Origin of the sequence: Ornatilinea apprima (assembly GCF_001306115.1) — a bacterium.
GTDB classification, from domain to species: domain Bacteria; phylum Chloroflexota; class Anaerolineae; order Anaerolineales; family Anaerolineaceae; genus Ornatilinea; species Ornatilinea apprima.
Genome location: NZ_LGCL01000026.1, coordinates 106458 through 126182, shown reverse-complemented (window position 1 = coordinate 126182; position 19725 = coordinate 106458). Strand labels below are relative to the sequence as shown.

At 57.3% G+C, this 19725-nt stretch carries 18 protein-coding genes; all 18 read left to right on the top strand.

The genetic code is table 11. The annotated features are described in order from the left end of the window. The first annotated feature begins 90 nt into the window (after positions 1-90). Positions 91-1743, top strand: a complete 1653-nt coding sequence (locus ADN00_RS12235) for an ArnT family glycosyltransferase (protein WP_075063277.1) — start codon at positions 91-93, stop codon at positions 1741-1743. Next, the gene (locus ADN00_RS12230; RefSeq protein WP_075063276.1) at positions 1740-3425 is read left to right on the top strand and encodes an LIC_10190 family membrane protein; all 1686 of its coding nucleotides are present in this window, start codon (positions 1740-1742) and stop codon (positions 3423-3425) included. The genes ADN00_RS12235 and ADN00_RS12230 overlap by 4 nt, the downstream gene beginning before the upstream one ends. Positions 3426-3569: 144 nt before the next feature. After that, the gene (locus ADN00_RS12225; RefSeq protein ID WP_075063275.1) at positions 3570-4106 is read left to right on the top strand and encodes a winged helix-turn-helix transcriptional regulator; all 537 of its coding nucleotides are present in this window, start codon (positions 3570-3572) and stop codon (positions 4104-4106) included. Between the two features lie 42 nt (positions 4107-4148). Next, on the top strand, positions 4149-5087 hold the full coding sequence (locus tag ADN00_RS12220) for a GDP-L-fucose synthase family protein (protein ID WP_082390110.1): 939 nt from the start codon (positions 4149-4151) through the stop codon (positions 5085-5087). Positions 5088-5138: 51 nt separating this feature from the next. Continuing rightward, positions 5139-5990 (top strand): ABC transporter permease, encoded by an 852-nt coding sequence (locus tag ADN00_RS12215; protein WP_075063273.1) that lies wholly within the window; start codon positions 5139-5141, stop codon positions 5988-5990. Positions 5991-6016: 26 nt separating this feature from the next. Then, on the top strand, positions 6017-7282 hold the full coding sequence (locus tag ADN00_RS12210) for an ABC transporter ATP-binding protein (RefSeq protein WP_075063272.1): 1266 nt from the start codon (positions 6017-6019) through the stop codon (positions 7280-7282). Positions 7283-7287: 5 nt separating this feature from the next. After that, positions 7288-8907 carry a capsular polysaccharide export protein, LipB/KpsS family gene (locus ADN00_RS12205; protein ID WP_075063271.1) on the top strand — a complete coding sequence of 540 codons (1620 nt, stop codon included), beginning with the start codon at positions 7288-7290 and terminating at the stop codon, positions 8905-8907. Further along, the gene (locus tag ADN00_RS12200) at positions 8904-9758 is read left to right on the top strand and encodes a class I SAM-dependent methyltransferase (protein ID WP_075063270.1); all 855 of its coding nucleotides are present in this window, start codon (positions 8904-8906) and stop codon (positions 9756-9758) included. Before ADN00_RS12205 ends, ADN00_RS12200 begins: the two co-directional genes overlap by 4 nt. A 10-nt stretch (positions 9759-9768) precedes the next feature. Next, entirely contained in the window at positions 9769-10356 is a 588-nt protein-coding gene (locus ADN00_RS12195; protein ID WP_075063269.1) for a GNAT family N-acetyltransferase, read from the top strand. Positions 10357-10393: 37 nt separating this feature from the next. Next, a complete protein-coding gene (gene pseB, locus ADN00_RS12190; protein WP_075063268.1) occupies positions 10394-11401 on the top strand; it encodes a UDP-N-acetylglucosamine 4,6-dehydratase (inverting) in 1008 nt (335 codons plus the stop codon). Continuing rightward, positions 11398-12321: an SDR family oxidoreductase gene (locus ADN00_RS12185; protein ID WP_075063267.1), complete on the top strand. Its 924-nt coding sequence runs from the start codon at positions 11398-11400 to the stop codon at positions 12319-12321. Before pseB ends, ADN00_RS12185 begins: the two co-directional genes overlap by 4 nt. A gap of 26 nt (positions 12322-12347) precedes the next feature. Continuing rightward, positions 12348-13415, top strand: a complete 1068-nt coding sequence (locus tag ADN00_RS12180; RefSeq protein WP_075063266.1) for an N-acetylneuraminate synthase family protein — start codon at positions 12348-12350, stop codon at positions 13413-13415. Continuing rightward, positions 13415-14563: a glycosyltransferase gene (locus ADN00_RS12175; protein WP_075063265.1), complete on the top strand. Its 1149-nt coding sequence runs from the start codon at positions 13415-13417 to the stop codon at positions 14561-14563. Before ADN00_RS12180 ends, ADN00_RS12175 begins: the two co-directional genes overlap by 1 nt. Positions 14564-14570: 7 nt before the next feature. Further along, on the top strand, positions 14571-15344 hold the full coding sequence (locus ADN00_RS12170) for a cytidylyltransferase domain-containing protein (protein ID WP_075063264.1): 774 nt from the start codon (positions 14571-14573) through the stop codon (positions 15342-15344). A gap of 5 nt (positions 15345-15349) precedes the next feature. Next, a complete protein-coding gene (locus ADN00_RS12165) occupies positions 15350-16282 on the top strand; it encodes a hypothetical protein (RefSeq protein ID WP_075063263.1) in 933 nt (310 codons plus the stop codon). A gap of 21 nt (positions 16283-16303) precedes the next feature. Next, positions 16304-17254, top strand: coding sequence for a glycosyltransferase family A protein (locus ADN00_RS12160; RefSeq protein WP_075063262.1), 951 nt, complete (start codon positions 16304-16306; stop codon positions 17252-17254). 30 nt (positions 17255-17284) lie between these two features. After that, on the top strand, positions 17285-18739 hold the full coding sequence (locus tag ADN00_RS12155) for a glycosyltransferase family protein (protein WP_075063261.1): 1455 nt from the start codon (positions 17285-17287) through the stop codon (positions 18737-18739). Further along, complete coding sequence (locus ADN00_RS12150) at positions 18736-19722, top strand: Gfo/Idh/MocA family protein (protein WP_075063260.1); 987 nt, start codon at positions 18736-18738, stop codon at positions 19720-19722. The genes ADN00_RS12155 and ADN00_RS12150 overlap by 4 nt, the downstream gene beginning before the upstream one ends. The last annotated feature ends 3 nt before the right edge of the window (positions 19723-19725 follow it).

The following is a 19725-nucleotide window of genomic DNA, read 5'->3' as shown; positions in this document are numbered from 1 at the left end:
AATCTTCAAGAATTCGTACCAGGATCGCGGGCAGGTTTTCCCCTGGTCTCGGTTATAATTTTCTCAAATCAACCGAGTGGGTAAAAAGCGATGCAAACCAGCGAAATTAAGCACGCCAGGCACAAACAAAGGGCAACTTGGGCCGCGATCGGACTGATCGCGGTCTTCGTGATCAGCGGGGTGGCAACTTTGAAATTCTACGGGCTGACCTGGGATGAAGGCCTGGGGAACCTGTTCTTTGGTGAGCGCTACCTGTTTTACCTGACGACCTTCCGCGAAAGTTTTGTGGACTTCAAAGCGGAGCTGCCGATCCACAACCGGCCGTTGAACCTGTTCCTTTCACCCATGCGCGAGTTTCCACATGAGTTTCCGCCGGTAACCGACACGCTCTCGGCGGCCAGCATGCACTTGTTGAGCTACACGCTGGGCTGGATGGACGCGGTGGACGCGTTTCATGTTTTCAAGATTGCTCTGGCGGGCGTGTTTTTGTGGTTTCTGTATCGCTTTGTGCGCGAGGAGTGGGGCGCAACCGCGGGGCTGTTCAGTGTGTTTTTCTTGGCTTTCTTCCCGCGTTTTTGGGGCGACATGCACTTTAACCCCAAGGATATTCCCGAAACAATCTGGTTTGGCCTGTTGGTGATGGCGTACTACACCTGGTTGAAGCGGCAGGACGCGGGGCGGGCGCTGCTGGTGGGGGCTTTATTCGCGGCTGCGCTGGGCACCAAGGCCAACGCGGCTTTCGCGCCGCTGATTCTGATTCTGGGATTGTGGCAGGTGAAGCTGCCCGCGACAACCTGGAAAGAATCGGTCCCATTCTGGCTGCGCGACGCCTGGCAATACGTTCTGATGGGCGTTACCGCGCTATCATTGTATGTGGCAAGCTGGCCGTTTGTGTATGTGCAGAACAACCCGGTGAGCGCGGTGCGCAAGTATTTTGAGTTTATTCTCAGCCAGGGAGGGCGCGCGGGGGGCGCAGATTGGAGCGCGCAGCCGCTGATTCACAGCCTGACGACAATCCCTTTGTGGATGCTGGCTTTTCTGCTGATCGGGATGGCGGTGAGTGTTTGGATGATGCTGCGCAAAGAAAGCCCTAAATGGCGGCTGCTGCTGGTGTGGCTGGTCTTTCCGATTGCGCGCATCTCCATGCCGGGCATGGTCAACTTTGATGGCATTCGCCACTACATGGAATATGTGCCCGCGGCGGCGATTTTGGCCGGGATTGGGGCGCAGTGGCTGGCGCAGCAGGTGAAAGATCTGCGGCGGCGCAACTGGGCGCTGGCCGGTATTGCGGCCGGATGGTTGGTTTCGCTGGTTTGGATTGGGTTGACACTCTTCCCCCATGTTTATATCTATTACAGCCCGCTGATCGGTGGGGTGGCAGGCGCGCGGCAGCACTTTGGCGAGAATGAGGTTACCGATTACTGGGCGTCTTCTTACCGCCTGGGCATGGACTGGCTGAATCAAAACGCGCCGGAAGGCGGACTGGTTTACGTGCTGGTAGCCGATTATCTGGTGGACATGACCGCGCCGCTGTGGCTGCGTGATGACCTGCGCGTGATTCACGCCGATGACCTCGAATCGCTGTTGGGACAGAAGCAGCCCCTCTATGTGATGCTGCTGCGCCGGCCAGGGTATTGGAATGAGCAGGCGCAGTATGTGAATCAGCATTTTGAACCGGTGCATGTGTTTGCGGCAGCCGGGCAGCCCGTATTGGAAATCTATCTGGTGGAGCCACAATCATGATCTCTGCAATCCTGATCACTCTTTTATTCACGGTGGTTTGTTATCTGTATGGGCGCGGCAGCCTGTGGCTGGCGCACAAGGGATTAAGCGGCTCTACCGGTGCGGCTCCTCACCCGGCCTGGGTGGTTTTACTGGGTTGGGTGGTGGTTACCAGCCTGGCTTCGCTGCTTTCGCTGGTGATGCCGCTCTCAGGCGCGGCGCTGGGTCTGGTGTTGGTTGGGGCGCTGGTGATTGGCGTTTTGGGCGGCAAGCAAAGCGGTTTTTATCCAAAATGGAGTGAACTTCAACTACCGGTGCTGGTGGGGGGCGTGCTGCTGTTGGCCGGGCTGGGAATTTTGGAGAATGCCACGCACAACTCGTTAAATCCCGATACGGGAATTTACCACGCGCAGGCCATTCGCTGGATAGAGAGCTTCGCGGCTGTGCCCGGCTTGGGAAACCTGCACGGGCGCTTCGCGTTTAATTCGAGCTGGCTGGTGGCGAACGCGCTGTTCAGCTTCGCGTTTTTAGGGCTGCAGTCTTTTCACCTGCTGCCGGCCGCGCTGGTTTTCATCACTCTCTGGTTGTTCGCCGGTGGGTTGGCCGGCTGGCTGCGCGGAGAGGCAAGCCCGGCCAATATTCTGAAAGCGGTGCTGCTGCCGCTGGTGTTTTATATCCTGGGGGCAGAGATTTCGTCGCCGGGGACTGACCTGCCAGTGATTCTGCTGGCCTGGATGCTGGCCGCGGGGTGGCTGGAGCGAAGAGGAAAGCCCGGCAGCCTGGACGTGGTGCTGTTCGCGATGAGCGTTTTTGCCATCACGCTCAAGCTCAGCGCCGCGCCGCTGCTGGTTTTCGCTCTGTTGATCTTCATTCGCGGCATGCGGGATAAAGCGGCTGTGGGGAGCTGGGTTGTCATGGGCGCGCTGGTTCTGGCGCCGTGGCTGGCGCGCAATATCATCTACTCTGGTTACCCGGTTTACCCGGTGCCGGGCGTGCCCGGCCTGGGCTTCGACTGGCAGATTCCGCGGACAGATGTATTGGCTGAACAACGCGCGGTGCTGGCCTGGGGGCGCTTGCCGCGCCTCGACCGTGAAGAAGTGCTGGCCATGCCGCTGGCGCAGTGGCTGCGTATGTGGTACCAGGATATCACCCTCAACCGCCGGCTGATTCTGTTCGCGGCCGCCGCCGCGCCGCTGCTGATGGGGGTTGAATATGCCTGGGCCAGCATCACCCGCCGAAAAGACCGGGATGAAATCTCTGCGCTGCTGCCGCTGACCGCGCTGGTGTACCTGGGGTTTGTTTATTGGCTGTTGACCGCCCCGGACTTTCGTTTTGGGTATGGATACTTGATTGTATTATTCGCTCTGCCGTTGGTGTATCCGCTGGGGATTCTCTCGCAAGTGAATATAATGGGAATGAAGCCCATGCCGGTGCTGGCCGCGCTGGCTATCGCAGGCTATCAGGCGCTGTTTCTGGCGCAGTCATTTGAGGCCAAGAGCTTTACTCAGCGCTTGGTCATGCCGCTGGCCTACCGCGTACTGCCCAGCGAACCGTGCGAGATTGTCAACGGAACGGTGCTGTGCGCGGCGGAAGAGGCCTGGACGGAATGCTGGTATGATCCGTTTCCGTGCATTCCGCAGCCCAACCCGGCAGTTGAGCGGCGCGGTAATGATTGGGGCGATGGCTTCCGTAAAGGGGATTAAGACCCGGTTCCAGCCGAATCTGATACACGCATATAGCCTACTCTTATCCAACTATTAACCTACGCGTGGGGGCTGAAGGCGCGGCGAGCCTTGACCTATGCCGTTCTGCGGTTATAATTCAATTGTTGAATATTGAAAGGCTCTATGGGAACATTAACCAACGATCAACGCGATCTGGTCATTCTTGAGCGAATTGAGGTGGAACCTGAAGCCACCCAGGCCTCGCTGGCAGACCAGCTCGGTGTCGCAGTCGGCACGATTAACTGGCACATTAAGCGGTTAATCTCCAAAGGATATGTGAAAGTCCAACGGGTTGAGCGGCGTAAACTGCGCTATATCATCACGCCCGAAGGCATCGCTCTCCGCGCCCGGCTGACAATTGATTATATCCAATCTTCTTTTCAGCTTTATCGCCTGGTGCGCCAGCGCATGACCGAGGCTCTGGCTAAAGTAAAAGTAAATGGTATTCAGACCATCTGCCTGGAGGGAGAAGGCGATGTGGCTGAAATATGCCGTTTAACCGCGCTGGAACAGGGTTTTGATGTGGCCGAACACCAGGACGGTTCTCCGGTTTTGCATATTCGCGGGCTGAAGGTCTTCATCGATTGGGGAGACGGCAGCGCCGTGATTCCTGATCGCCTGGCAGATTTGCAAAACCGATCAGGCAGCAATCCAGAATAACACGCAGGTTTTGATCTCAGAATGGAAAGGACCGAAAAAAAGATGACGAATTTCTGGAGTGAACGACGGTTCTGTGTAACCGGAGGGGCGGGATTTTTAGGAAAAGTTGTTGTTCGAAAATTACAGGAACGCGGGGCGAAGGAGGTCTTCGTGCCTACGATTGACCGATACGATCTGGTTGACCGCGAAAGCATCTGCCAGATGCTGGATGACGCCAGACCGGATGTGATCATTCATCTGGCGGCTCATGTGGGCGGCATTGGCGCCAACCGCGAGCACCCGGCTGAGTTCTTCTATGACAACCTGATGATGGGTGTGCAGTTGATGCACGAAGCCTGGAAGCGTGGTGTTGAAAAGTTTGTCGCCATTGGAACGGTGTGCGCCTACCCCAAGTTTACACCGGTGCCGTTCAGCGAAGACGATTTGTGGATCGGCTACCCCGAAGAAACCAACGCGCCGTACGGCCTTGCCAAAAAGATGCTGCTGGTGCAGTCGCAAGCCTACCGCCAGCAATATGGATTCAATTCGATCTTCCTGCTGCCGGTGAACCTCTACGGCCCGGGCGACAACTTCAACCCGGCTTCATCACACGTGATCCCGGCTCTGATTCGCAAGTGCGTGGAAGCGCAGGCGGCCGGCACGAAAGAAATTGTGGTGTGGGGCGATGGTTCTCCGACCCGCGAATTCTTATTTGTGGAAGACGCCGCCGAAGGCATTCTGATGGCAACTGAAAAGTACAACGAGTCCGACCCGGTCAACTTGGGCTCTGGTTATGAAATCAGCATCAAAGACCTGGCAGAGATGATTGCTGCCAAGGTGGGCTTTGAAGGCCAACTGGTGTGGGACACGACCAAGCCCAATGGCCAGCCGCGCCGCGCGCTGAATACCTCGCGCGCCTGGGAACGCTTTGGCTTCCGGGCCAAGGTCGATTTTGACGAAGGCCTGCAAAAAACCATTGCCTGGTACCGGGAAAACCATTAAACCCTCCTGCCCGCGGGGAACTCCCCCGCGGGGCTGGATAGAATGTGATTCATGAATAATCAACCAATCATTAAAAAAGACCCCTTCATTACGGTAATCCGGCCGAAAAAAGCACTCTCAGCGTTGGATCTGAAAGAGATGTGGCTGTTTCGCGAGCTGGTGTATTTCCTCACCTGGCGAGACCTGAAGGTGCGGTATAAACAAACGTTGCTGGGCGTGCTGTGGGCGGTGCTTAATCCGTTTCTAACAATGGTCGTCTTCAGTATTTTCTTTGGCGACCTGGCCAACGTGCCCTCGGATGGTGTTCCGTATCCCATTTTCGCATACACCGCGCTGCTGCCCTGGACGCTGTTTTCCAATGCGCTCTCGGTAGCCAGCCGCTCGCTGGTGAACAACCGCCACATGATCACCAAGGTATATTTCCCGCGGGTCATTCTGCCGCTGTCATCGGTGCTTTCCGGCCTTGTGGATTTCTTCATCGCGTCGCTGATTTTGGTGGGGCTGATGTTCTACTACGGGTATGGGCTGACGGCCAACGCCTGGACGATCATTCCGTTGCTGCTGCTCACTCTGGTCACTTCGATTGGGGTGGGGTTGTGGCTTTCGGCAGCCAATGTGCTGTACCGTGATGTGAATTACATCACACCTTTCCTGACGCAGTTCTGGATGTTCATCACTCCAATTGCGTACGGGGCCAGCCTGCTGCCGGAAAAATGGCAACTGGTCTATGCGTTAAACCCGATGGCTGGGGTTGTAGAGGGCTTTCGCTGGGCGCTCCTGGGCACCGAACAGGGCGCGCCCGGCCCGCGCTTAATCATCTCAAGCGCGGTGGCTTTGTTTGCCTTGATCAGCGGCATGATCTATTTCCGGCGCATGGAACGTCAATTCGCGGACATGGTGTAAACGCTAACCGGTGGAGAAAGAACTTTATGAGTAACATCGCAATTCGGGTGGAAAACCTGGGAAAAAAATACCGTCTTGGGGCCCCACAGTTGAAGTACCGCACCTTGCGCGAATCGCTGAGCGACGGTTTTGAGCGCGCCACGCGCCGCCTGCGCTCTGGTGAGCAAGACCCGGATGTTTTATGGGCGCTGCGCGGTGTGAGCTTTGAGGTAAAGCAGGGCGAAGTGCTGGGCATCATTGGACGCAATGGAGCCGGGAAAAGCACGCTGCTGAAAATTCTGTCGCGGGTAACGGAGCCGAGCGAAGGCTATGCTGAGATCCGCGGGCGGGTAGGGTCGCTGTTGGAAGTGGGCACCGGTTTTCACCCTGAGCTGACCGGGCGAGAGAATGTGTATCTCAACGGTGCGATTCTGGGTATGCACCGCGATGAAATTGAGTCCAAGTTTGATGAAATCGTGGCTTTTTCTGAAATGGAGAAGTTTATCGATACACCAGTGAAGCGCTTTTCCAGCGGCATGCAGTTGCGTCTGGCGTTTGCCGTGGCGGCGCATTTGGAGCCGGAAATTCTGGTGGTTGACGAAGTGCTGGCCGTGGGCGATGCGGAATTTCAGCGCAAGTGCCTGGGAAAAATGAACGATGTGGCCCAGGCCGGGCGGACGGTATTGTTTGTGAGCCACAATATGTCCGCGGTGCTGCGCCTGACCCAGGAAGCCATGGTGATTGACAAGGGGAACGTGGTGCTGCGCGCGCCATCGACGGAAGCCGTGGATTTTTACCTGTCGCGCGGCCTGTCGCAAGAAGGCGAGCGGGTGTGGGAAGCGGATGAAGTGCCCGATTCGGCGTATCCCTTCCGACCGATGGCGGTGCGTGTCCTCAACGGGCAGGGGCAGGTAAAAGACACGCTGCGCTCGACCGAGCCGGTGCAGATTGAAATTGAATACGAAATTGAGCAGGCGATCAGCGGCTTGCGGGTGGGGCTTTACCTGATGACGGTGCGGGGCGAATATATCCTCACCAGTTTTGACACCGATGACAGCGGGCTTTTTGAGCAGCACGCGGTGCGCCAGCCGGGACATTACACCAGCCGCTGTGTTGTGCCGCCCGACTTCTTAAACGAAGGCCGTTACGCATTGGGAATCAATGCCAGTTCTTACCGGGTGAAGCGCTATTTTCAGGATGACCAGGCAATCACCTTTAATGTGGACGCAGCCGGCGCGCCGGGCATGCAGTGGCCGGAACCGCGCCTGGGACCCGTACGCCCGAGATTTGAATGGAAGATTGAGGCTGAGTAAGCGCGATGACAGCGACAACAAAAGAGACTCTGAAAACGATCCTGGGTGAAATGCCCTTTACGGCTGAACTTTATTGGCTTTTCCGCCAGCGCGGTAAGCCGCTGAAAAGCCGTTTTTCGCTCAAGAATCTGCAAAGTAACCTGCCGCAAATGGTTCAAACCGCGGCCGCGCTGCGCGAGAGCGCGCCGCAAGGCAAGAAGGTCTTTGTGTTTGCCACCCTGCACTACTGGATTGAACACGCAGCCGCCCTGGGTATTACCCTGGCCGGGCAGGGGCATGAGGTTACCCTCGGTTTTATTCCGCATTCCGATTGGCAGAAACCGATTAACCGCTTTGATCTGCGGCGGCAGAACGCTTACGCGCGCAAAGTGCTGGAACTTGCGCACCCGGTGATGAAAACCATTTCATTTATGAATGTGCGCACATCCAGCCGGGGTTTGCCTGAAAAAATGATGGAAGCCGTGCGCCAGGTGAGCGAGTACGATACCCAGTATACCCTCCAGGTGGAAGAAGCTGACCCGGAAAGCGAAATTTATAAAATTCGCTACGAGCGCAACCTGGAAGCGGCGCAGATCGGCATGGCGGTGCTGCGGCATATCAAGCCCGATGTGGTGATTATTCCCAATGGAACCATTATGGAGCTGGGTGTGATCTACCGCCTGGCAAAATTCATGGGCATTGATGTGGTCACCTATGAATTTGGCGATCAGCGCCAGCGCATTTGGGTGGGACAGAACCGCGAGATCATGCGCCAGGAGACTGACGATCTGTGGACGGCGCGCAGTGAGGAGCAGTTGACAGATGCTCAATTGCAGAAAGTGCGTGATATGTTCGCCGCGCGGCAGCGAGCCGACTTGTGGCAGAATTTTTCTCGTTTGTGGCAGGATACCCCGGTTCAAGGCGGTGAGAAAGTGCGCGCGCAGTTGGGCCTGGACCAGCGGCCCATCGTGCTGCTGGCGACCAATGTGCTGGGGGACAGCCTGACGTTGGGACGGCAGGTCTTCAGCCAGAGCATGTCCAACTGGATCAGCCGCACCGTGCAATACTTCATCGGGCGCCCAGACGTGCAGCTGGTGATCCGCGTGCACCCCGGCGAACTGCTGATTCACGGCCAGTCGATGGTGGATGTGGTGAAAAACCTTTCGCCGGAACTACCGGAGCATATTCATCTGATCGGGCCTTCGGAGAAAATCAACACCTATGATTTAGTGGAAGTGGCTGATCTGGGGCTGGTGTACACCACCACAGTCGGGCTGGAAATGGCAATGAGCGGCCGGCCAGTGATTGTAGCCGGGCAAACCCATTACCGCGAGCGCGGCTTTACGCATGATCCCGATTCGTGGGTGAATTACTTCAAGATGGTGGGACGCATTTTGCGCGAGCCCAAAGCCAGCCGCCTGACGCGCGAGCAGGTGGAAAAAGCCTGGGCGTATGCCTATCGCTTCTTCTTTGAATTTCCCCGGCCTTTCCCCTGGCACCTGGTGCGCATGTGGGAAGACTATGAGAAGCGCTCAATTGCCGATGTGCTTTCGCCGGCCGGTTTGGAAACGTACGGGCAGACGCTCTCTTACCTGGTGGGTGAGCCGATGGATTGGTCGCAGATCAAGGAAGTGAAGGAAGAATGAGCGAGCAGGAAATAAAGGCGCAGGTTCGCCAATTCTATAACCAGGTGGGGTGGCAGATGGAGTCGGAAGGCTTCTACCAGAACGCCCGCTATGAAGACCTGCGCCCCGTCTCGAGGGAATATATCCATAAATGCCATCTGCGCGTCAACCGGCACATTCGTAGCCAGGGCAAGTACCTGCTGGACGCGGGGTCGGGGCCGATTCAATACCCGGAATATCTGACCTATTCGGCTGGTTACCAGCATCGCTTGTGCGTAGACATCTCGATTGTGGCGTTGAAAGAAGCACGCAAGCGCATCGGTGAACATGGTCTGTTTGTGGTAGCGGATGTGGCCAACTTGCCTTTCAAGGAAGAAGTATTTGATGGGCTGGTGTCGCTGCATACCTTGCACCATTTACCCTTTGAAGATAAAGCCAAAGCCTACGCGGAATTGTACCGGGTACTGATGCCTGGGCGCAGTGGTGTGGTGGTCAACGGCTGGACGTATTCGCCCCTGATGGCGCGTTCGCTGTGGTTGGTGCGGTTGATGGAACGCCTGGGAAAGCTGGCGCAGAAACCAGACGGCAAGCCCGAAGAAAAAGCCAACGGCAAGACTGCCCCAGACGCGGAAAAGAAGCCGGTGGGTACGTTCATCCACAAGCAGGACATGAACTGGCTGCGTGAGAGCGTGGACGGGCGGCGCTTTGAGGTGTTCGTGTGGCGTAGCGTGAGCGTGCGCTGGCTGCGAGCCATGATCCATAGCAAACTGGCTGGAAAATTGTGGCTGAGGCTGCTATTCTGGCTGGAGGAGCGCTATCCGCGTTACTTTGGCGAGAAAGGGCAGTATCCGCTGGTGGTGATCTACAAATAGGGAGATCAACATGTCCACGAGTGAGGTTGGATTGGAAATACTTCCGCTGACGCCTGATCGCTGGGAAGACCTGGAGAAATTATTTGGACCACGTGGAGCGGATGGCGGTTGCTGGTGCATGTTCTTCCGCTTGCCTCACCGGCAGTTCACTGAGCAGCAAGGCGAAGCAAACCGGGCTGCGTTCAAGCAAATAGTAGAAGAAGGCACGGAACCTGGCCTGATCGCGTATGCTGGTGGCAAACCAGTAGGGTGGGTAGCGGTGGCTCCGCGCGCGGAGTACGGACGATTGGCACGCTCGCGGGTTTTGCGACCGCTTGATCAGGAAGATGTCTGGTCGGTTGTGTGCTTTTTTGTTGACAAGGCTTACCGCAAGCAAGGAATATCGACCTGTTTGCTGAAAGCCGCGGTAGGTTTTGCCGCGCAGCATGGAGCGAAAATCGTTGAAGGTTATCCGGTGGACCTGAGTGACCGGACCTATCCGGACGCGTTTGCTTACCACGGTACAGCCAGCAGCTTTCTCGAGGCCGGATTTGTGGAGGTGGCACGCCGTTCGCCTACGCGGCCGATGATGCGTTATACAATTTCTGAAAGGAATTAGCCTTTCATCCTTTTTTTGAAAGTGGAGATTGATATCTATGGACTGGAGTAAAGAAATTGTCCTGGTAACCGGTGGAACCGGTTCGTTTGGTAAAAAGTTTATCCGCGTTTTGCTGGAAGAGTATCACCCGGCGAAAATTATCATTTACAGCCGCGACGAGCTGAAACAGCACGAAATGCGCGCGGCGGGCTACGACCATCCCTCGCTGCGTTATTTCATCGGCGATGTGCGCGATCAGGAACGCCTGCGCCGCGCCCTGCAGGGGGTAACGGTGTGCGTGCACGCCGCGGCGCTGAAACAGGTGCCAGCCTGCGAGTACAACCCGATGGAAGCGATTAAGACTAACATTCTGGGCAGCAGCAACGTGATCGACGCGGCGCTGGACGCGGGCGTGCGCAAGGTGCTGGCGCTCAGCACAGACAAAGCTGTCAACCCGGTGAACCTGTACGGCGCCACCAAGCTGGCCGCCGAAAAACTGTTTGTGCAAAGCAATGCCTACGCTGGCGGAAAAGCCACACGCTTTTCTTGTGTGCGCTACGGCAACGTAGTTGGCAGCCGTGGCAGCGTGGTGCCGGTGTTCTTGAAGCAGCGTGAGAGCGGTAAGGTCACCATCACCGATGAGCGCATGACGCGTTTCTGGATCTCGCTGGATCAGGGCGTGCGCTTCGTGATCCGCTGTGTGGAGCAGATGCGCGGCGGCGAAGTGTTTGTGCCGAAAATTCCCAGTATGACGGTGATTGACCTGGCGAAATCGGTGGCCCCAGAAGCCGAAGTCAACGTGATCGGCATTCGCCCCGGCGAAAAACTGCATGAAGTGCTGATCTCCGACGATGAAGCGCGCACTACCGTGGAGTTGGACGACATGTTTGTTGTGCAGCCCGCCGAGGCGCTGTGGTTTGGCCATGAATGGGAAAAAGAAGGAAAACCAGTGGCAGATGGTTTCCGCTACGCCAGCAACACCAACGACGAGTGGTTGGGCGTGGAAGAGATTAAGAAAATTGTCGCCCCGATTGAAGAGGCGTACAACCAGGGCACGCTGGCATGATGAAGTATCTGGTCAGCGGGGCAAGCGGCTTGCTGGGCCTGAATTTTGGCCTGCAAATGCACGGACGCCATGCGGTGGTGGGGGTGGTGAACCAGCACGGGCTGGTGAACGCTCCTTTCGCGATTGAAACCGCGGACCTGGCGGCTGCCGGTGAAGGCGCGCGTCTGCTGGAGAAAATCCGCCCGGATGTGCTGCTGCACTGTGCCGCGCTGGCCAATATCGACGCCTGTGAAGCCCAGCCTGAACTGGCCCAGCGCGTGAATGCCGAAGTGCCCGGCGAGCTGGCCGCGGCGTGCCGCCGGATGGGGATCAAGATGGTGCACATCTCGACCGACGCGGTATTCGACGGGCAGCGCGGCGGGTACCGTGAAGAGGATGCGACTAACCCGATCAACGTCTACGCACGCACCAAACTGGGCGGAGAGCAGCAGGTGGCCGAAAATAATCCAGACGCGATCATCGCGCGGGTGAACTTCTACGGCTGGAGCCTGCGCGGAAAGCGCAGCCTGGCGGAGTTCTTCTATTACAGTTTGGCGGCCGGGAAACCGATGATGGGCTTTACCGATGTGCTGTTTTGCCCCTTGCAGGTGAATGACCTGGCGGATGTGCTGACAGCAATGGTGGAGCGCGGTTTGAGCGGTCTGTACCATGTGCTCAGCCCGGAGAGTACCAGTAAATACGAGTTTGGCTGCCGCATCGCGCGGCGCTTTGGGTTGGACGAAAGCCTGATTGAGCCAACCTCGTGGGAGAAAGCAGGTCTGAAGGCCAACCGCTCGCCCAGCCTGACGCTGAGTGTGGAAAAATTAACCCGCGACCTGGGTGACGCGCTTCCCGGCCAGCAGCAGGGGATTGACCGTTTCTATGAGACGTTTGAGCAGGGTTTGCCCCAACGACTGCGCGCGCTGGACGCCGGGGCGTAACTGGTTTTTTGAAAAAGGAGCGTGAAATGGAAATCCGAATTGGAAAGAACCTGGTTGGAGAGAATCACCCCACCTATTTCATCGCGGATATCGCCGCCAATCACGACGGCGACCTGAATCGCGCGCGGCTGTTGATCCGTCTGGCGAAAGAAGCCGGCGCAGACGCGGCCAAGTTTCAGAATTTTCAAGCAGAGAAGATCGTTTCGGATTACGGATTCTCGCACATGAACGCCCAGGTCTCGCACCAGGCCAGCTGGAAGAAGTCGGTGGTGCAGGTGTACCGCGAGGCTTCGGTGCCATTCAATTGGACGGCTGCGCTTAAAACGGCCTGCGATGAAGTGGGCATTGACTACTTTTCATCGCCGTATGATTTTGAGGCCATCGACATGCTGGATGAATACGTGCCCGCATATAAAATCGGTTCGGGTGATATTGACTGGCTGGAGTCGATTGAATATATGGCGCGCAAAGGCAAACCGGTGCTGCTGGCCACGGGCGCTTCAAACATTGGCGAAGTGCAGCGGGCGGTGCACGCCGCGCTGCGCGTCAACCCGCAGCTGGTGCTGATGCAGTGCAATACCAATTACACCGCCAGTCTGGAGAATTTTGACCATATCCATCTGCGTGTGCTGGAAACCTACCGCAGCATGTTCCCCAACGTCATTTTGGGCCTTTCTGACCATACCCCCGGTCATGCCACAGTGCTGGGCGCGGTGGCGCTGGGCGCACGGGTGATTGAAAAACATTTCACCGATGATAACAACCGCGAAGGGCCGGACCATAAGTTCGCCATGAACCCGCAAACCTGGGCGGATATGGTGGAAAACACCCGCCGTTTGGAGCGGGCATTAGGTTCCGCGGATAAAGTGATTGCCGGGAATGAGCAGCAAACCGCGATTGTGCAGCGCCGCTGCCTGCGCGCGGCGCGCGACATCCGAGCTGGCGAGCCGTTCACCCGTGAAATGATTGACGTGCTGCGCCCGGCTACCCCCGGAGCGATCAAACCCAGCGAGGTGGAAGCGGTATTGGGCACCCGGGCGATTGAAGATATTCCCGCTGGTAAAGAGCTACGCTGGACGATGTTGAGGGACTAGTGCGCGTATTGTATTTCACCCGCGATTACACACCGCACGATCACCGCTTTCTTTCGGCGTTGAGCGAGATGGATTTTGAGGTGTTTTCTCTGCGATTGGAGCGGCGCGGAATGCAGCGTGAAGACCGCCCGCTGCCGCCCGCTGTGCAGCAGGTCGTGTGGAAAGGCGGCACGTCCGAGGTGGATGTGCGCGACTACCCGCATATACTCGGCAGCTTGCAAAAGGTCATTGACGAGGTCAAGCCAGACGTGATCCACGCCGGGCCGATCCAGAGCTGCGCCTTTCTAACGGCCATGTCTGGCTATCGTCCCCTGGTGAGCATGTCGTGGGGGTCCGATCTGCTGGTAGACGCCGACCAGAACGCCTGGTCGCGGCGAGTAACGCGCTTCGCTTTGCAGCACACCAGCGTGCTGCTGGGCGACTGTGAGGCTGTGCGCCGCAAAGCGCAGCAGTATGGTTTTTCTCCTGATCGAGTGGTGCTCTTTCCGTGGGGCGTAGATCTGGAGCAGTTCTCTCCTGGAGAGGACGGCGGCCTACGCGCGCGCCTGGGATGGGAGGATCATTTCGTCTTGCTCTCGCTGCGTTCCTGGGAGCCGATCTACGGGATTGACGTGCTGGTGAAGGCGTTTGCCCTCGTTGCTCGCGAACTGCCGAGGCTGCAATTAATGCTGCTGGGCGGCGGGTCGCAGGCCGGAATGATTCGAGAGATTTTGATGAAAAATGGTGTGATGGATCAGGTGCATTTCGGCGGGCAGGTAACCAACGAAAAACTGGCCGGGTATTATCGCGCCTGCGATTTGTATTTAAGCGCGTCTCACAGCGACGGTTCATCCGTATCGCTGATGGAGGCGCTGGCTTGCGGAAAACCGGTGCTGGTTTCCGATATCCCCGGCAACCTGGAATGGGTTGAGAGCGGGAAGCAGGGTTGGCTGTTCAAAGACGGCGATGTGGAAAGCCTGGCTCAAGGCATCCGCGAGGCCGTACGCCAGCAAGAATCGCTGGCTGAGATAGGCAAAGCCAGCCGCGCGCTGGCCGAAGCGCGCGCCGACTGGCGCCGCAACCAGCTGCGGCTGGGAGAAGCCTACCAGATGGCGTTGGATTTATACGAAAAAAATATGGAAAGAAGTAGCGGAACGACCCGTTTTTAATACCTGTATGAAAATTGTAGCGATTATTCAAGCCAGAATGTCTTCCAGCCGGCTGCCGGGGAAGGTCTTGAAAGAGATCAGCGGCAAGCCGATGCTGCAGCACGTGGTGGAACGCGTGCGGCGCAGCCAGATAGTGGATGAGGTGCTGGTGGCGACCACTATTGAGGCCAGCGATGATCCGCTGGCGGATTATTGCCAGCAAAACGGAATCGCGGTATTCCGAGGGCCGCTGCAAGACGTGTTGGACCGCTTCTACCAGGCAGCAAAAAGCTGCGGCGCAGACGTGGTGGTTCGCATTACGGCTGACTGCCCGGTGATTGATCCGCAGTTGATTGATGATCTGGTGCGCCAATTTTTGGCCGCCAAAGTGGATTTTGCCGCCAACCGCCTGCCGCCGCCCTGGAAACGCACCTACCCCATCGGGCTGGATACGGAAGTCTGTACCTTCAGCGCGCTGGAACGCGCCTGGAATGAAGCCGATCAGCCTTACCAGCGTGAGCATGTGATGCCGTATTTGTATGAGCAGGAAGGCCGTTTTGAAGTTTTGGTCGTCAATTATGCCAGTGATTTGGGCAGCCAGCGCTGGACGGTAGATACGCCTGAAGATTTAGAATTCATTCAGCGCGTGTTTGAATCCTTTGGCGGCCGCAACGATTTTGGCTGGATGGATGTCTGGAAGCTGGTGGTGGAACACCCTGAATTGAGCGAGATCAACGCGGGCGTGCGCCATAAAGTGTTCAATGAGAGCGAGCAGAAGGCCGACCAAGCGAGACAAGGATAAAACCAATGTCTGAAATAACCATTTTTACGGCTCCCAAGCCGTTTACCAACCCGCATATCGCCCTGATCCAGCGCAACGCGATGGAATCGTGGACGCACCTGGGACCTGAGGTGGAGGTGCTGGTAATTGGGGACGAAGAAGGCATCGCGGAAGCCTGCGCCGAATTGAAGGTGCGCCACCTGCCGGACGTGGAGCGCAACAGCTCGGGCACACCGTTGGTCAGTTCAATTTTTGAGATGGCGCGCAAGGCCAGCAGCAGCCCGGTGCTGGTGTATGTTAACGCCGATGTGATCTTTTTCCCGCAGATGGTGGAATCCATCAAGGCGGTTGCCCGGCAGGAGAAGAATTTTCTTCTGGTAGGTCAGCGCTGGGACTTGGATTTGCGCGAGTCAATCGATTTCTCCGGGAATTGGAGTGAATGGTTGAATCAGGAAATTGCCAGCCGCGGGCGGCTGCACCCGCGCGGCGGCAGCGATTATTTTGTCTATCCCCGCGATTGTTTCAGCGATATGCCCGCTTTTGCCATTGGCCGCGCTGGCTGGGATAACTGGATGTTCTACAAGGCACGCTACGAAGGCTGGAAGCTGGTCGATGCGACCAAGGATATTCGGATTGTGCACCAGGACCATGATTACAGCCATCTGCCGCAGGGGCAGCCGCATTACCGCCTGCCCGAAACAGACGAAAACGTGCGGCTGGCGGGCGGCAAACGAACGATTTTTAATCTACTGGACGCGGATTACTCCCTGGAAGGCGGTGAGATCCAACCGGCGCGCGTGACTGGCGAAAAATGGTTGCGCGAGATGGAAATCTTTCCGCTGGTTAAGCTGCATTCTTACACCCTGGGGCAGTTAATGTTTGCCCTCTTTCACCCGCAAAAAGCCTGGCGCGAGCTGCGCTCGGCCATGAATAAACCCCGCGAACAGACGGACGCGTAAGCGGGGCGTTGAGGAGAGATTATGCGCATCGGACAAAATCCGGCGAAATTTGTGAAAAGCGTGGCCAAACCCGAACGGGTGACGGTGGCGGTGTTAAATTACATTCCGTTTTTGAGCGGTTTCTATGCTGATATGTTGGACGTGCTCAAGACCAGCCTGAACGGTATTCGCGAAAGCGCGGACCTGCCTTTTGACCTGATGGTTTTCGATAACGGCAGTTGCGCGGAGGTGAAAGACTATCTGCTGGCTGAGCAGTCAGCCGGGCGCGTTCAATACCTGCTGTTGTCGGAGAAGAATTTGGGCAAAGGCGGCGCGTGGAACATGATCTTCAGCGGCGCGCCGGGTGAGATCATCTGTTATGCCGATAACGATTGTCTTTTCTCAAAAGGCTTTTTGAGCAAGTCGCTGGAATTATTGGAAGGCTTCCCCAATGTGGGCATGGTTACGGCGCGGCCATACCGCACCCGCCCAGAATACTATACCAGCACAGTGGCGTGGGGTGAAAGTCAGCCCGAGGTGACGGTGGAACGCGGCGACTTCATCCCTTGGGAGGTCTTTCTGGAGTTTGACTTGAGCCTGGGACAAAGTGAAGAAGAAATTCGCGCGCGCTACGCGGAGACGGAAGACGTGCGCTTCCGTTACCGCGACCTGCAGGCGCTGGCCGGGGCTTCACACTGGCAGTTCACCGCGCGCAAAGACACGCTGCAGCAGTTTCTGCCGTTTGATATGGACCGCCCGATGGGGCAAGTAAAACAACTTGACCAGCGCATGAACGAGGCCGGTTTGCTGCGCCTGATGCCAGTGGAGCCTTACGCGATGAATCTCAGCAATACTCTGCGCGGGCTGCAAGGGCAAACTCAACAACAGCCCCAATCCGCGCAGAAGTACCGGCTTCTGGATCTGCCGATGGTGAAAAAGCCGCTGTTATGGCTGTATGATTCCATTTTCCGCTGGTATTACGACCGAAAATAGCCGCACTTTTCAAGGAGAGAACAACCCTTTATGGCCAAACAAACTGTTTTTATCAGCGCCGACCACGGCCTGGCCATTGTTTATTTTTTACAGAGTGATGTGGTTCCCACCCTGCTGGACGCGGGCGTGGAGGTGGTGATATTGACCGATGACGGGCTGAAAGAACAGATTGAGCAGCGTTTCGGCCGCGAGGGACTACATATCGAAGGACTGCGCCTGGGCGAAGCGCGCAAGTACTATGACACCGTTTCACCCACCCAACAATGGTGGCTGAACTTCTTGCGGCGGGTGGGTTCCTCCAACCGCATCAATACCGAAGCGATGGACAGCCATATTCGCCAGGTGGACGCTGAGGCGGTGGGCAAGCGAAAGCTGCTGATGCCTTTCATGAAAGTGGCGATTTCCATTCTGCGGCGTTCCAAAACGGCGCGGCAGTGGCTGGTGCGCCAGCAGTATGCCTTCTCGCCCGATCTGTACACGGATTTATTTGAAAAATACCAGCCCAGCCTGGTGCTGGCCAGCACGCCCGGCTGGCGTTACGACCGCTACCTGCTGCGACAGGCGGCGCGGCGCGGCGTGAAGACCGCGGCGGTGGTGGTGGGGTGGGATAATCCCTCCAGCTACAGTCTGCCCGGCGCGCCGATGGACTGGATCACCTGCTGGTCGGAGGAGCAGAAACGCGAATTGATTCTGGGTTCGGATTGGGAAGCGGAGCGCGTGCATGTGGGCGGCATCCCATCGTATGACGGTTACTTCCGCCGCGAGTGGCTGATGGACCGGGACGAATACTTCAAGCTGCACAACCTCGATCCCAACCGCAAACTGCTGGGCTACGCGTGCAGTTTCATCACTTTCTCGCCTAATTATCAGAACGTGGAAGCTATTGCCCGGCTGGTGGCCGAGGACAAACTCTCGCAGCCGTCACAGCTGCTGGTGCGCCTGCACCCCAATCACTTTATGGATGAACCGCTGTTTGCTGGCGAGCGAGAAAAGATTCGCCAGCTGGCGCGCGAGGTGCCCAATGTGCATGTGGTTGAGCCGGTGCCGCTGGGCGGGTCTTTAGGGTATTACTCGGGTGAGGATATGCCCGAGAAAACCTCGATGATGGCCTATTCGGATGTGTTTTTAACCGTTTATTCCACCATGGTGGTGGAAGCGGCCATTCACGAGCGCCCGATTCTGGCTGTTTGCATTGACGCGCCGGGCGGCTGGAATACTCCCGGACGCTTTGATCTGCCGCTGACAGAGATTGGCAACTGGCCGACCCATCAACGCTTCCGCCAGGCGGGGGCGGGCCGGGTAGCAACGAATGCCACACAGTTGCAGCAGGCGATTAACCTTTATCTGGAACAGCCAACCGTAGACCTGGAAGCCTGCCGGAAATTCATCCGTGATGAAGTTACCTACACCGACGCCCAGGCCGGCAAACGCACCGGCCAATTCATTCTGTCTTGCCTGGAGAAATCACAGGGGAGTGGACAATGAAATTTCTGATCGCCGGGTTTGGTTCGATCGGCAGGCGGCATTTGCGCAATTTGCGCGCGCTGGGGCATGAAGACATTGTGCTGCTGCGCTCGCACCGCAGCACCCTGCCAGATGATGAAATTGCCGGTCTGCCGGTGGAGACGGAGTTGGAGAAAGCCCTGGCACACCGCCCGGATGGGGTGGTGATTGCCAACCCCACCGCGCTGCATCTGCCGGTAGCTATTCCCGCAGCGCGGGCTGGATGTTCTATTTTGATGGAGAAGCCGGTTTCAGACAGCCTGGAGGGAATCGATGAGCTGCGCCGGGCGTTGGATGAGGGAAAATCCAGCCTGTTGGTGGGGTTTCAATTCCGCTTTCACCCCGGCTTGAACAAGATAAAAGAGCTGATCGACACCCAGGCTGTGGGGCGGATTTTGTCCGCGCGCTGCCAGTGGGGTGAATATTTACCCGGCTGGCACCCCTGGGAAGATTACCGACAGGGCTACGCCGCGCGGCGCGATCTGGGCGGCGGCGTGGTGCGCACGCTGACCCACCCGTTTGACTATTTGCGCTGGCTGCTGGGCGACGTGGTAAGTCTGAGCGCGGTGGTGGGTCAATTAAGCGATCTGGAACTGGACGTGGAAGACATGGCGGAAGTGTCGTTGGGCTTTGCGGGCGGCGCGCAGGCCAGCGTGCAGGTCAATTATTACCAGCGCCCGCCGGTGCACCGCCTGGAACTGGTGGGCACGCACGGCACGCTGGCATGGGATAATGCCGAAGGTGCGGCGCGCCTGTGGCAGGAAGAAAGCCGTCAATGGGAGACCTTCCCATTGGCGGAAGGCTTTGACCGCAACGACCTGTTTTTGGCCGAAACCCGTCATTTTATTGACGTGATTCAGGGCAAAGCCAGCCCGGTTTGCACCCTGGAGGACGGCGAAAAAGTGATGGAAATTGTTGAGGCGATCTTCCGCTCTTCCGCAGAGCGGCGAACCGTTCAGCTTTAAGAT